Source organism: Citrobacter sp. Cm046, from assembly GCF_030333065.1.
GTDB lineage: Bacteria > Pseudomonadota > Gammaproteobacteria > Enterobacterales > Enterobacteriaceae > Citrobacter > Citrobacter murliniae.
In genome coordinates, this window is sequence record NZ_JAOWGP010000041.1 from 122,016 (window position 1) to 135,321 (window position 13,306).

11 protein-coding genes and 1 riboswitch are annotated in these 13,306 nt (G+C 50.4%); of the genes, 9 read left to right on the forward strand and 2 right to left on the reverse strand.

The features are described from left to right. The 5 genes from argB to oxyR all read left to right on the forward strand — a co-directional run bounded on the left by argB (position 1) and on the right by oxyR (position 6,469). Positions 1 to 777, forward strand: coding sequence for an acetylglutamate kinase (gene argB / locus OGX98_RS14010; protein WP_136345564.1), 777 nt, complete (start codon positions 1 to 3; stop codon positions 775 to 777). Between the two features lie 108 nt (positions 778 to 885). Next, a complete protein-coding gene (gene argH / locus OGX98_RS14015; RefSeq protein WP_045449372.1) occupies positions 886 to 2,259 on the forward strand; it encodes an argininosuccinate lyase in 1,374 nt (457 codons plus the stop codon). 434 nt (positions 2,260 to 2,693) lie between these two features. Next, positions 2,694 to 3,908 (forward strand): D-mannonate dehydratase ManD, encoded by a 1,215-nt coding sequence (gene manD, locus OGX98_RS14020; protein WP_045449374.1) that lies wholly within the window; start codon positions 2,694 to 2,696, stop codon positions 3,906 to 3,908. A gap of 114 nt (positions 3,909 to 4,022) precedes the next feature. Then, the gene (locus OGX98_RS14025) at positions 4,023 to 5,306 is read left to right on the forward strand and encodes an MFS transporter (protein ID WP_045449376.1); all 1,284 of its coding nucleotides are present in this window, start codon (positions 4,023 to 4,025) and stop codon (positions 5,304 to 5,306) included. A 245-nt stretch (positions 5,307 to 5,551) separates the two neighbouring features. Then, a complete protein-coding gene (gene oxyR / locus OGX98_RS14030) occupies positions 5,552 to 6,469 on the forward strand; it encodes a DNA-binding transcriptional regulator OxyR (RefSeq protein ID WP_045449377.1) in 918 nt (305 codons plus the stop codon). Here oxyR and sthA read toward each other — a convergent pair. Next, a complete protein-coding gene (gene sthA, locus OGX98_RS14035) occupies positions 6,452 to 7,852 on the reverse strand; it encodes a Si-specific NAD(P)(+) transhydrogenase (protein ID WP_048223440.1) in 1,401 nt (466 codons plus the stop codon). The two genes, oxyR and sthA, sit on opposite strands and share 18 nt — an antisense overlap. A 191-nt stretch (positions 7,853 to 8,043) precedes the next feature. Between sthA and fabR the strand changes: the two genes are divergently transcribed. Together fabR and OGX98_RS14045 are read left to right on the forward strand one after the other, a co-directional pair. Then, positions 8,044 to 8,679, forward strand: a complete 636-nt coding sequence (gene fabR, locus OGX98_RS14040; RefSeq protein WP_003028862.1) for an HTH-type transcriptional repressor FabR — start codon at positions 8,044 to 8,046, stop codon at positions 8,677 to 8,679. A gap of 15 nt (positions 8,680 to 8,694) precedes the next feature. Further along, positions 8,695 to 9,054 (forward strand): YijD family membrane protein, encoded by a 360-nt coding sequence (locus tag OGX98_RS14045; RefSeq protein ID WP_045449381.1) that lies wholly within the window; start codon positions 8,695 to 8,697, stop codon positions 9,052 to 9,054. A 57-nt stretch (positions 9,055 to 9,111) separates the two neighbouring features. Here the strand turns inward: OGX98_RS14045 and trmA are convergent, their stop codons facing one another. Next, on the reverse strand, positions 9,112 to 10,212 hold the full coding sequence (gene trmA, locus OGX98_RS14050) for a tRNA (uridine(54)-C5)-methyltransferase TrmA (protein ID WP_286595428.1): 1,101 nt from the start codon (positions 10,210 to 10,212) through the stop codon (positions 9,112 to 9,114). Between the two features lie 115 nt (positions 10,213 to 10,327). After that, positions 10,328 to 10,523, forward strand: a riboswitch (cobalamin riboswitch). A 65-nt stretch (positions 10,524 to 10,588) separates the two neighbouring features. Here trmA and btuB point away from each other — a divergent pair. After that, the gene (gene btuB, locus OGX98_RS14055) at positions 10,589 to 12,427 is read left to right on the forward strand and encodes a TonB-dependent vitamin B12 receptor BtuB (RefSeq protein WP_286595429.1); all 1,839 of its coding nucleotides are present in this window, start codon (positions 10,589 to 10,591) and stop codon (positions 12,425 to 12,427) included. Next, positions 12,372 to 13,223: a glutamate racemase gene (gene murI, locus OGX98_RS14060; RefSeq protein WP_048223449.1), complete on the forward strand. Its 852-nt coding sequence runs from the start codon at positions 12,372 to 12,374 to the stop codon at positions 13,221 to 13,223. Before btuB ends, murI begins: the two co-directional genes overlap by 56 nt. Positions 13,224 to 13,306: the final 83 nt, after the last annotated feature.

Consider the following 13,306-nt stretch of genomic DNA (forward strand, 5'->3'; position numbering starts at 1 on the left):
ATGATGAATCCATTAATTATCAAGCTGGGCGGTGTGTTACTGGATAGCGAAGAGGCGCTGGAGCGTCTGTTTACCGCGCTGGTGAATTATCGCGAGTCGAATCAGCGTCCACTGGTCATCGTGCACGGTGGTGGCTGCGTGGTCGATGAGCTGATGAAACAGCTTAACCTGCCTGTGAAAAAGAAAAATGGCCTGCGTGTGACGCCTGCCGATCAGATTGACATCATCACCGGTGCGCTGGCGGGAACCGCGAATAAAACGCTGTTGGCATGGGCGAAAAAACATCGTATTTCTTCAGTGGGTCTGTATCTTGGCGATGGTGATAGCGTTAAAGTAACCCCGCTTGATAAAGAGTTAGGCCACGTTGGGTTGGCGCAACCGGGTTCACCTAAGCTGATTAATACCCTGCTGGAAAGCGGTTTTTTGCCGGTCGTCAGCTCCATTGGCGTAACAGATGATGGGTTACTGATGAACGTCAATGCCGATCAGGCGGCGACGGCATTGGCGGCAACGCTGGGCGCGGATCTGATCCTGCTTTCTGACGTTAGTGGTATCCTCGATGGCAAAGGTCAGCGTATTGGCGAAATGACCGCTGCGAAAGCGGAACAGTTGATCGAGCAGGGCATTATTACTGATGGCATGATAGTGAAGGTGAACGCCGCGCTGGATGCTGCCCGTACGCTGGGTCGTCCGGTGGATATCGCTTCCTGGCGTCATGCAGAACAGCTTCCGGCGCTGTTTAACGGCACGCCGATTGGCACACGTATTTTGGCTTAAGACTTTATGCCCGACGGCATTTTGCTTGCCGGGCCTACAAGACCGAAGGCTGGATGAACATAGCATCATCCGGCGGCATTGAAATCGAAGAACTTAAGGAAAAAAGTTATGGCACTTTGGGGTGGGCGTTTTACACAGGCTGCGGATCAACGGTTCAAACAGTTCAATGACTCTTTGCGCTTCGACTATCGCCTTGCGGAGCAGGACATTACTGGCTCTGTCGCCTGGTCCAAAGCGTTGGTAACGGTAGGCGTGTTGACTGCGGATGAACAACTCCAGTTGGAAGAGGCGCTGAACACTTTGCTGGAAGAGGTTCGTGTGAATCCGCAGCAAATTCTTGAGAGCGATGCCGAAGACATTCATAGCTGGGTGGAAGGTAAGCTGATCGATAAAGTCGGTCAACTCGGTAAAAAACTGCACACTGGTCGTAGCCGTAATGACCAGGTTGCGACCGATCTCAAACTGTGGTGCAAAGACACAGTGATTGAATTGCTTTCTGCGAACCGACAGTTGCAAAGTGCGCTGGTGGTTACGGCGGAGAACAACCAGGACGCCGTAATGCCGGGTTACACTCACCTGCAGCGCGCGCAACCGGTGACGTTTGCTCATTGGTGTCTGGCCTATGTAGAAATGCTGGCACGTGATGAGAGCCGCCTGCAGGATACGCTCAAGCGCCTGGACGTTAGCCCGTTAGGCTGCGGCGCGCTGGCTGGCACCGCCTATGAAATCGATCGTGAGCAACTGGCCGACTGGCTGGGCTTTGCTTCGGCAACCCGTAACAGCCTGGACAGTGTGTCTGACCGCGACCACGTGCTGGAGCTGCTCTCCGACGCCTCTATCGGTATGGTGCATCTGTCGCGCTTCGCCGAAGACCTGATTTTCTTTAATACCGGCGAAGCGGGCTTTGTTGAGCTGTCCGATCGCGTGACGTCTGGTTCATCGCTGATGCCGCAGAAGAAAAACCCGGATGCGTTAGAGCTGATTCGTGGCAAGTGCGGTCGTGTACAGGGCGCGCTGACCGGAATGATGATGACGCTGAAAGGACTGCCGCTGGCTTACAATAAAGATATGCAGGAAGACAAAGAAGGGCTGTTCGATGCTCTTGATACCTGGCTGGACTGCATGCATATGGCTGCACTGGTGCTGGACGGTATTCAGGTGAAACGCCCACGCTGCCAGGAAGCGGCGCAGCAGGGCTATGCTAACGCCACCGAACTGGCAGATTATCTGGTAGCGAAAGGCGTACCGTTCCGTGAAGCGCACCATATTGTGGGTGAAACGGTCGTAGAGGCGATTCGTCAGGGCAAACCGTTGGAAGCGTTGCCGCTTGCTGATTTACAGAAGTTCAGCAGCGTAATTAGCGATGATGTTTACCCGATTCTGTCGCTGCAGTCGTGTCTCGATAAACGTGCGGCAAAAGGTGGTGTTTCACCGCAGCAAGTCGCACAAGCGATTGACTACGCGAAGGCACGTCTGAGCTAATCTTTTTTATCACTCCCCTGAAAATGGGGAGTGATGGCTATATTTATCTGTTTTATCTTCATCAACCGGAGTGTTAACTCCAGTGACTGGTAATATTTTGTCCTCTTCGCATAGCATTCATTTTTTCTGCGCAACTCCTCACTTTTAATAAATTTTTTTCGATTAAAGATATATCACTGCATTAATGAAATATAATTTATAATCGAAATTGAGTTAATTTTATGATTGCCATGGATTTATTATGAGATTGTTTAACGTGTTATTTTAACGAGATTAATGAATGGATTTGATTATTTTTGAGGATATTTAAAATCCTCTCGGAGAGTTTTATTTTTAATGTGATTACTGTCGAATAATTACTTTTTTGATCTTGTATGGTAGTAGGCGTGAAATTAAATTTGATATGTCTATTTTAACCACAGGAGATCAAGATAATGAGAATTATCGGTGCGGAAGTTTTTGTAACCTGTCCGGGGCGTAATTTCGTTACGCTAAAAATAACCACTGAAGGAGGGCTTTGCGGTTTGGGGGATGCGACTTTAAATGGTCGCGAACTTTCAGTTGCATCCTATCTGAAAGATCATCTTTGTCCGCAACTAATTGGCCGAGATGCCAGCCGTATTGAAGATATTTGGCAATTCTTTTACAAAGGCGCTTACTGGCGTCGTGGCCCAGTTACGATGTCGGCGATTTCTGCCATAGATATGGCGCTGTGGGATATCAAGGCTAAAGCGGCCAATATGCCGTTATACCAACTACTGGGCGGTGCTTCCCGTGAAGGGGTCATGGTCTATTGCCATACGACCGGGCGCACAATTGATGAAGTGCTTGACGACTATGCGAAACACCAGCAAATGGGCTTCAAGGCGATTCGTGTGCAGTGTGGTGTGCCAGGTATGAAGACCACTTATGGTCTTGCGAAGGGCAAAGGGCTGGCTTACGAACCGGCGACAAAAGGTCAGTGGCCGGAAGAGCAGCTTTGGTCCACAGAAAAATATCTCGACTTCACGCCCAAATTGTTTGATGCCGTGCGCAGCCAGTTTGGTTTTAACGAACATCTGTTGCACGACATGCATCATCGGCTCACGCCCATTGAAGCAGCTCGCTTTGGTAAGAGTATTGAAGATTTTCGTCTGTTCTGGATGGAAGATCCGACGTCAGCGGAGAATCAGGAATGTTTCCGCTTAATCCGTCAGCATACCGTCACACCGATTGCTGTAGGGGAAGTTTTTAACAGCATCTGGGACTGTAAACAGTTAATCGAAGAGCAGCTAATTGACTATATCCGCACCACCATCACTCACGCGGGCGGTATTACGGGTATGCGGAGAATCGCTGATTTTGCCTCGCTCTACCAGGTGCGTACCGGCTCTCATGGCCCGTCAGATTTATCACCAATTTGCCATGCAGCGGCGCTGCATTTTGATCTCTGGGTGCCCAATTTTGGCGTTCAGGAATATATGGGTTACTCCGAACAAATGCTGGAAGTCTTCCCACATAACTGGCGCTTTAATGATGGCTATATGCATCCTGGTGATGAACCGGGACTGGGCATCGCTTTCGATGAAAAGCGGGCGGCAAAATATCCCTATGACCCTGCGTATCTTCCGGTTGCACGTCTGGAAGATGGCACACTGTGGAATTGGTAGCGATTTGAAATCTAAGTGAAGCCATATTTCTGTCGCTTTATTTTTATTTATACAATTTATCAATTGCTCTCTAAATAGCAATCATATCTATTAATTCAGCTCAAGGAGCTAAAAATGGACGTTGATTTGTCAGGTAATGCTGTGGGTAATAAACCGCAGCGGATTCGTCGTATCCAGAACGTGACTCTGGTTTTATTATTTATAGCCGGAATAGTTAATTTTTTGGATCGCTCATCATTGAGTGTTGCTGGTGAAGCAATTCGTGGAGAGTTAGGGTTATCTGCGACAGAGTTTGGTGTCCTGCTTTCTGCATTTTCCCTGTCTTATGGTTTTTCACAACTCCCTTCAGGTATATTGCTAGACCGTTTTGGTCCAAGAATTGTATTAGGTGCAGGATTAATATTCTGGTCATTAATGCAGGCGTTAACAGGAATGGTAAATTCCTTCAGCCACTTTATTATCATGCGTATTGGGCTGGGTATTGGTGAAGCGCCATTTATGCCGGCTGGGGTGAAGTCTATTACCGACTGGTATGCACAAAAAGAACGTGGTACAGCGTTAGGGATATTTAACTCATCTACCGTTATTGGTCAGGCGATTGCACCTCCTGCGTTGGTGCTGATGCAGATAGCATGGGGATGGCGCGCAATGTTTGTGATCATTGGTGTGGCGGGGATTGTTGTTGGCGCTTGCTGGTACGTCTGGTATCGCAATCGGGCGCAATTTATCCTGACGGACGAAGAACGTACTTATCTCTCGGCACCTGCTAAACCACGTCCACAACTTCAATTTAGTGAATGGCTGGCACTGTTTAAGCATCGTACGACCTGGGGTATGATTTTAGGTTTTTCTGGCGTGAACTATACCGGTTGGCTTTATATTGCCTGGCTACCGGGTTATTTGCAGGCTGAGCAGGGTTTTAGCCTAGCGAAGACCGGTTGGGTTGCAGCGATTCCTTTCCTTGCTGCTGCGGTAGGTATGTGGGTGAACGGTATTGTTGTTGATCGTTTGGCGAAGAAAGGTTACGACTTGGCGAAAACGCGCAAAACAGCAATTGTTTGCGGCCTGATTTTGTCTGCATTGGGTACGCTACTGGTCGTACAATCTTCCTCACCCACACAGGCCGTTGCGTTTATTTCGATGGCGTTGTTTTGCGTACATTTTGCGGGAACCTCGGCATGGGGACTGGTGCAGGTGATGGTGTCGGAAACTAAAGTGGCTTCTGTTGCCGCTATTCAAAACTTTGGCAGCTTTGTGTTTGCTTCTTTCGCTCCTATCGTTACCGGTTGGGTAGTGGATACCACGCACTCCTTTAACTTGGCGTTAGTCATTGCCGCTTGTGTGACCTTCACTGGCGCGCTGTGCTATTTCTTCATTGTGAAAGACCGCATTGAGTAACATTCGGCACCTTATTCCAGTAAAGGGTCAGAATAAAAAAAGCGGACCAGAGGTCCGCAAACGTTCACGTTGGCTTTAGTTATTTCGAGTATGAGAGAGACTCTCTGAACGGGCAGTGACTTCAAGGGTTAAAGGGTACCGCTCCGTTTCTGTGGTGCATTATTAAACAGAAAACTTGATAGGGATAATCGTTCGTTGCTATGCTACCTATCGCCATGAACTATCGTGGCAATGGAGGATGAATAATGAATATTCGTGATCTTGAATACCTGGTAGCGCTAGCCGAACATCGTCACTTCCGACGAGCGGCGGACTCCTGCCACGTCAGCCAGCCAACGCTTAGCGGGCAAATCCGTAAGCTGGAAGATGAGCTTGGCGTTATGCTGCTGGAGCGTACGAGTCGTAAAGTGCTGTTCACTCAGGCAGGTTTACTGCTGGTGGATCAGGCGCGCACTGTGCTGCGTGAGGTCAAAGTGCTCAAGGAGATGGCAAGCCAACAAGGCGAGACAATGTCTGGTCCTCTGCATATTGGTTTGATCCCAACGGTGGGACCTTATCTGCTGCCGCATATTATCCCTATGTTGCACCAGACCTTCCCGAAACTGGAAATGTACCTGCATGAAGCGCAGACGCATCAGCTGCTGGCGCAACTGGATAGCGGTAAGCTTGACTGCGTAATTCTGGCGCTGGTGAAAGAGAGTGAGGCATTCATCGAAGTTCCGCTATTTGATGAGCCGATGTTGCTGGCGATCTATGAAGAACATTCATGGGCAAATCGCGAGTGCGTTCCGATGTCCGATTTGGCGGGTGAAAAACTGCTGATGCTGGAAGATGGCCACTGTCTGCGTGACCAGGCGATGGGTTTCTGCTTTGAAGCGGGTGCAGATGAAGATACCCATTTCCGGGCTACCAGCCTGGAAACGCTGCGTAACATGGTGGCGGCAGGCAGCGGTATTACCTTACTGCCCGCGCTGGCGGTTCCACCGGAGCGTAAACGTGATGGTGTTGTCTATTTGCCGTGCATTAAGCCTGAACCACGCCGTACGATTGGCCTGGTGTATCGTCCTGGCTCGCCGCTGCGCAGCCGTTATGAACAGCTGGCAGAGGCCATCCGTGGAGCAATGGATGGCCATTTCGACAGTGCGTTAAAACAGGCGGTTTAGGCCATTTAGCGCCGCTACCCGATAGGCTTCCGCCATGGTCGGGTAGTTAAAGGTGGTGTTAACGAAGTACTCAATGGTGTTACCACCACCTTTTTGCTCCATTATCGCCTGACCGATATGAATAATTTCGGCAGCGCGTTCTCCAAAGCAGTGGATCCCTAAAATCTCTTTGGTTTCACGATGGAACAGGATCTTCAGCGTTCCTACACTCATCCCGACGATTTGGGCGCGAGCCAGATGTTTAAACTGAGCACGACCAACCTCGTAAGGGACTTTCATTGCTGTTAACTGCTGTTCGGTTTTCCCGACAGAGCTGATTTCCGGAATGGTGTAAATGCCAGTCGGAATGTCTTCGATCAAATGTGCGTTAGCTTCACCTTTCACCAGCGCCTGGGCGGCAATGCGGCCCTGATCGTAGGCTGCAGATGCAAGGCTCGGATAGCCGATAACATCTCCCACGGCATACACATGCGGCAGCGCTGTCTGGTACATGCTATTCACTTTGAGCTGCCCGCGGCTGTCTGTTTTCAGGCCAATGTTTTCCAGCGCCAGTGAATCTGTATTCCCGGTGCGACCATTCGCGTACAGCAGGCAGTCGGCTTTCAGCTTTTTGCCGGATTTCAGGTGCATGATGACGCCATCATCACAGCCTTCAATCTTCTCGTATTCTTCGTTGTGGCGAATAACAACACCACTGTTCCAGAAGTGATAAGAGAGCGAATCGGACATCTCCTGGTCGAGGAATGCCAGCAGACGGTCGCGGGTGTTGATTAAATCAACTTTGACGTCCATTCCGCGGAAAATCGACGCATATTCACAGCCAATCACGCCAGCGCCATAAATCAGCACATGGCGAGGTTCATGGTGCAGGCTGAGGATAGAATCGCTGTCGTAAACGCGCGGGTGGGAGAAGTCGACATCAACAGGGTGGTAAGGGCGTGAGCCACAGGCGATAACAAATTTATCTGCCGTTAGCGTTTCCACTGTGCCGTCGTGGCATTCCAGAGCAATGGTGTGTTCATCAACAAAGCGGGCATTCCCCTGCAGAATTTCGCAGTGGTTACGCTCGTAAAACCCTTGCCGCATGCGCGTTTGCTGGTTAATCACGTTATCAGCGTGATTGAGAATATCGGCAAAGGAGGAGCGGAGGAGTCGGGAATGGTCGCTGTAAAGGGGGTTCTGATTGAATTCAATGATACGGCTGACTGCGTGGCGGAGCGCTTTAGACGGGATAGTGCCCCAGTGGGTACAACCGCCGCCGACATTATGATAGCGCTCAATAACCGCGACGCGAGCTCCTTGCTTAACCAGACCCATTGCAGCGCCTTCGCCGCCGGGACCGGAACCTATTACTATTGCATCGTAATCGTAGGAATGTGACATGGTCAGGCTTACCTGTTCTTATACATAAAAGCAACAGAATAGTAACATCGTTGTCGGGATAACCCAATTATCGTTGTGCTTTTTTGCGAAGTCGAAGCACAAACTGCGCGTAAACAAACATTCACAAAGCCATGCCAACAACCTAATCTCTGGTATAGTGCCAGCAAGGTATATGGAAGGATTCAGACATCGTGATGGGCGTTAGAGCGCAACAAAAAGAAAAAACCCGGCGTTCGCTGGTAGAAGCTGCATTTAGTCAACTGAGCGCAGAACGTAGTTTTGCCAGCCTCAGTTTACGAGAAGTCGCTCGTGAAGCGGGCATTGCCCCAACTTCCTTTTATCGCCATTTTCGCGATGTGGATGAACTCGGCCTGACGATGGTAGACGAGAGTGGTCTGATGCTGCGCCAGCTAATGCGCCAGGCGCGTCAGCGTATCGCCAAGGGCGGTAGTGTGATCCGTACCTCGGTCTCAACATTTATGGAATTCATTGGCAACAATCCCAACGCCTTCCGTTTATTATTGCGCGAGCGCTCTGGTACCTCCGCAGCGTTTCGTGCAGCGGTAGCGCGTGAAATTCAGCATTTCATTGCGGAACTTGCGGACTATCTGGAACTCGAAAACCATATGCCTCGTGCGTTTACTGAAGCGCAAGCTGAAGCCATGGTGACGATTGTTTTCAGTGCGGGGGCAGAGGCACTGGATGTTGGCGCAGAACAGCGCCGGCAGTTGGAAGAGCGGTTGGTATTGCAGCTGCGCATGATCGCGAAAGGCGCATTTTATTGGTACCGCCGTGAACAAGAGAAGATGACGCATCACTCCGAGTAACGAGAAGGACGAGCAATGAAACAGTCAGGTCAAGATAAAGGTACTCTGCTGCTGGCGCTGGTTGCTGGCTTATCGATCAATGGCACATTCGCGGCGCTGTTTAGCTCCATTGTGCCATTCTCTGTATTCCCGATTATTTCGCTGGTGCTGACGGTTTACTGCCTGCATCAACGTTACCAAAATCGCACCATGCCTGTGGGATTGCCGGGTCTGGCTGCTGCCTGTTTCATTCTCGGCGTCCTGCTGTACAGTACCGTAGTGCGAGCTGAATATCCGGATATCGGCTCTAACTTCTTCCCGGCGGTACTGTCGGTAATTCTGGTGTTCTGGATCGGCTTCAAAGTGCGTAACCGTAAGCAGGAGATCTCTGAATAATTTCTCCGCTCTGTAGGCCCAATGGTGCTGTGCATATCGGGCCTACAGGACTGCAAACTACTTTGCTGTCAGCAATACACCACACTCCATATGGTGCGTATACGGAAACTGATCGAACAGAGCCAGACGTGAAACATTGTGCGTCTGGCTTAATGTTTCCAGGTTCTTACACAGTGTTTCCGGGTTGCAAGAGATGTACAGAATTCGCGGATACGCCTGCACCATCTTCTCCGTTTCGCTGTCCAGACCGCTACGCGGTGGGTCCACGAAAATGGTTTCACACTGGTAGCTCTTCAGATCGATTCCCTGCAAACGGTTGAATTCACGTACACCGTTCATCGCCTGAGTAAACTCTTCAGCTGCCATACGAATAATTTGTACGTTATCTATGTGGTTGGCCGCAATGTTGTACTGTGCGGCTGCAACAGATGGCTTGGCGATTTCGGTTGCCAGTACGCGGTTGAAATTTTGTGCCAGGGCTAGTGAGAAGTTACCGTTGCCGCAGTAAAGTTCGAGCAGATCGCCTTTTGAATTTTTGGTGATATCAATCGCCCATTCCAGCATCTGAATATTCGTGGCGGCGTTGGGTTGTGTAAAGCTGTTCTCAACCTGGCGGTAGATAATCTCCTTCCCCGCAACCGGCAAACGCTCGTCGATATAATCCTGATCGAGCTCGATTTTGGTTTTGGTTGCCCGACCAATCAGATGCACGTTCAGATTCTGTGCACGCAACGCGTCACGCAATACCTTGGCTTCCTGGCGCCATTCGTCATCCAGCTTTTTGTGATACAGCATAGATATCACCGCCTGATTGCTCATAGTGGTGAGGTAATCAATTTGGAAGAGTTTGTGACGCAGGATACGGTTGTTGCGAACACCTTCAATCATTGCCGTCATCAGCGTGTTGATGAGTTCGCTGGCCGCCGGAAAGCTGTCGACGCGAATACGGCTTTTGGTCTGTTGATCGAACATGATGTGATACAGATCATCACCGTCATGCCACAGGCGGAATTCAGCGCGCATGCGGTAATGACTGACCGGTGAGCGAAACACTTCCGGAGCTTGATCAGAGAATGGTGTCATTAAGCTCTGCAAACGCACCACTTTTTCAGCTAACTGCGCGTCATACTGTTCTGTCGGAAGGTGTTCGGGGGTCATGATGTATCCTGAAAAATAAAAGTACGCGGGGATTGTAGGGATTGCTCAGTAGATGTCCAGTTATTGATGATTTCCGATATTGTGATATACGGTCTGGACACAAGGTTGTAACAGACTGTAGCATCCGCGTTCCGGTCCTGTGAGTTAATAGGGAATCCAGTGTGAATCTGGAGCTGACGCGCAGCGGTAAAGAAAGGTGAGATGAGAGCGTAAGCAGACACTGCCTGCGGGTGGGAAGTCTTCATTTCTTTTTATTCTATATCCTGAATAACCTTCCAAGCCCGAAGACCTGCCGGCTAACGTCGCATCTGGTTTTCACCATCGCGTACTATCGGTGGGGCCTGCGGCATCCTTCTTATATTGTGGATGCTTTACAATGATTAAAAAATCGTTGCTGTTGACGGCACTCTCCGTCGCGGCATCTTCTGGTTGGGCGCAGGACGCTAGCCCGGATACACTCGTCGTCACTGCGAACCGTTTTCAGCAGCCCCTTAGTGCCGTTCTTGCCCCCATTACTGTTGTTACGCGCCAGGATATCGATCGCTGGCAATCCACCTCTGTGAATGACGTTCTGCGTCGACTGCCGGGTGTCGATATCGCGCAAAGCGGCGGTATGGGACAGAACTCGTCTATTTTTATTCGTGGGACCAACGCCAGCCATGTGCTGGTGCTGATTGACGGCGTGCGCTTGAACTTAGCGGGGGTGAGCGGCTCAGCCGATCTCAGCCAGTTCCCGGTATCACTGGTGCAACGTATAGAATACATTCGCGGGCCGCGTTCCGCTGTTTATGGTTCTGATGCGATTGGCGGTGTGGTGAATATTATTACCACGCGAGAAAAGCCGGGAACGGAATTGACCGCTGGTATGGGCAGTAATGGTTATCAGAATTACGATGTCTCAACCCAACAACAGTTAGGCGAGAATACGCGCGTTACGCTGATGGGGGATTATGCCTATACCAAAGGTTTTGATGTTGTCGCCTACGGCAGCACCGGTTCTCAGGCGCAGCCCGACAAAGATGGTTTCTTAAGTAAGACATTGTATGGCGCACTGGAACACAACTTCTCCGACACATGGAGCGGGTTTGTTCGTGGCTATGGCTATGATAACCGCACCAATTATGACTCCTACTATTCCCCCGGCTCGGCGCTTCTCGATACCCGTAAGCTCTACAGCCAGAGTTGGGATGCAGGGCTGCGCTTTAATGGCGAGCAAATCCAGTCGCAGCTGATTTCCAGCTACAGCCATAGCAAAGACTACAACTATGATCCTGATTATGGCCGCTACGACTCCTCAGCAACCCTGGATGAGATGAAGCAATATAATGTTCAGTGGTCAAACAGTATGGTAGTGGGCCACGGTAACGTTGGCGCAGGCGTTGACTGGCAAAAGCAAACTACAGAGCCTGGCACCGGGTATGTCACGGACGGTTACGATCAGCGTAACACGGGCCTCTATCTGACCGGATTGCAACAGCTTGGCGATTTCACCCTTGAAGGTGCGGCGCGTAGCGACGACAACTCCGAATTTGGTCGTCATGGAACATGGCAAACCAGCGCCGGATGGGCGTTTATTGACGGTTATCGCTTTATTGCGTCTTACGGCACATCCTACAAAGCGCCTAATCTCGGGCAACTGCATGGCTATTATGGCAATTCGAACCTGGATCCCGAAGAGAGCAAGCAGTGGGAAGGGGCATTTGAAGGCCTAACGGCGGGCGTGAACTGGCGCGTGTCAGGGTATCGTAATGATATCGATGACATGATCGATTACGACCCGCATACCGAGAAATACTTTAACGAAGGCAAAGTCCGTATTAAAGGCGTTGAAGCGACGGCGAATTTCGATACCGGTCCGCTGGTGCACACGCTGAGCTATGATTATGTCGATTCGCGCAATGTGATTACGGACAAGCCGCTGGCACGTCGTTCCAAACAGCAGGTGAAGTATCAGCTCGACTGGCAGGTTTATGATTTTGACTGGGGCCTGACGTATCACTATCTGGGAACGCGTTATGACACGGACTACGTTACCTACCAGCCGGTAAAAATGGGAGGGGTTAGTTTGTGGGATCTGGCAGTATCATATCCAATCACCTCACAACTGACAGTTCGTGGTAAAATTGCCAACCTGTTCGATAAAGATTACGAGACAGTTTATGGCTACGAAACTGCAGGACGGGAATACACCTTGTCTGGCAGCTACACCTTCTGATCCACGTCCCACCGTGCTGGTGTTTGATTCCGGCGTCGGTGGGTTGTCGGTCTACAATGAGATCCGGAATCTCTTGCCGGATCTCCACTATATATACGCTTTCGATAACGTTGCCTTTCCTTATGGAGAGAAGAGCGAGGAGTTTATTGTCGAGCGTGTCGTTGAGATAGTTACTGCGGTTCAGCTGCGCTACCCCCTTTCACTTGCTGTCATCGCGTGTAATACCGCAAGTACGGTGTCACTCCCCGCCTTACGCGAAAAGTTCGCCTTCCCGGTAGTTGGTGTTGTACCTGCTATTAAACCGGCGGCGCGACTCACGGCTAATGGCATCGTCGGGTTACTGGCTACGCGTGCGACAGTAAAGCGCTCTTATACGCACGAACTGATTGAGCGGTTTGCTAACGAATGCCAGATTGCAATGCTGGGATCCGCTGAGCTGGTGGAGCTGGCTGAAGCGAAGCTCCACGGTGAACCTGTTTCCCTGGAGGAACTGCGTCGTATTCTGCGGCCGTGGCTACGGATGCCAGAGCCACCGGATACGGTGGTCCTGGGATGTACGCATTTCCCTCTATTACAGGAAGAACTTTTGCAGGTTCTTCCTGAAGGGACGCGACTGGTGGATTCAGGAGCAGCGATTGCGCGTCGAACGGCTTGGTTATTAGAACATGAAGCGCCTGATGCGAAATCAACTGATGAGAACATTGCCTTCTGCATGGCAATGACGACAGAAGCTGAACAATTATTGCCCGTTTTGCAGCGTTATGGCTTCAAAACGCTCGAAAAGCTGACGGTTTAATCAGTTTTGGTGAAAAAACACGCACTCAGAAAGTTATTTTAAATTTCCCCTTGTCAGCCTGAAATAACTCCCTATAATGCGCC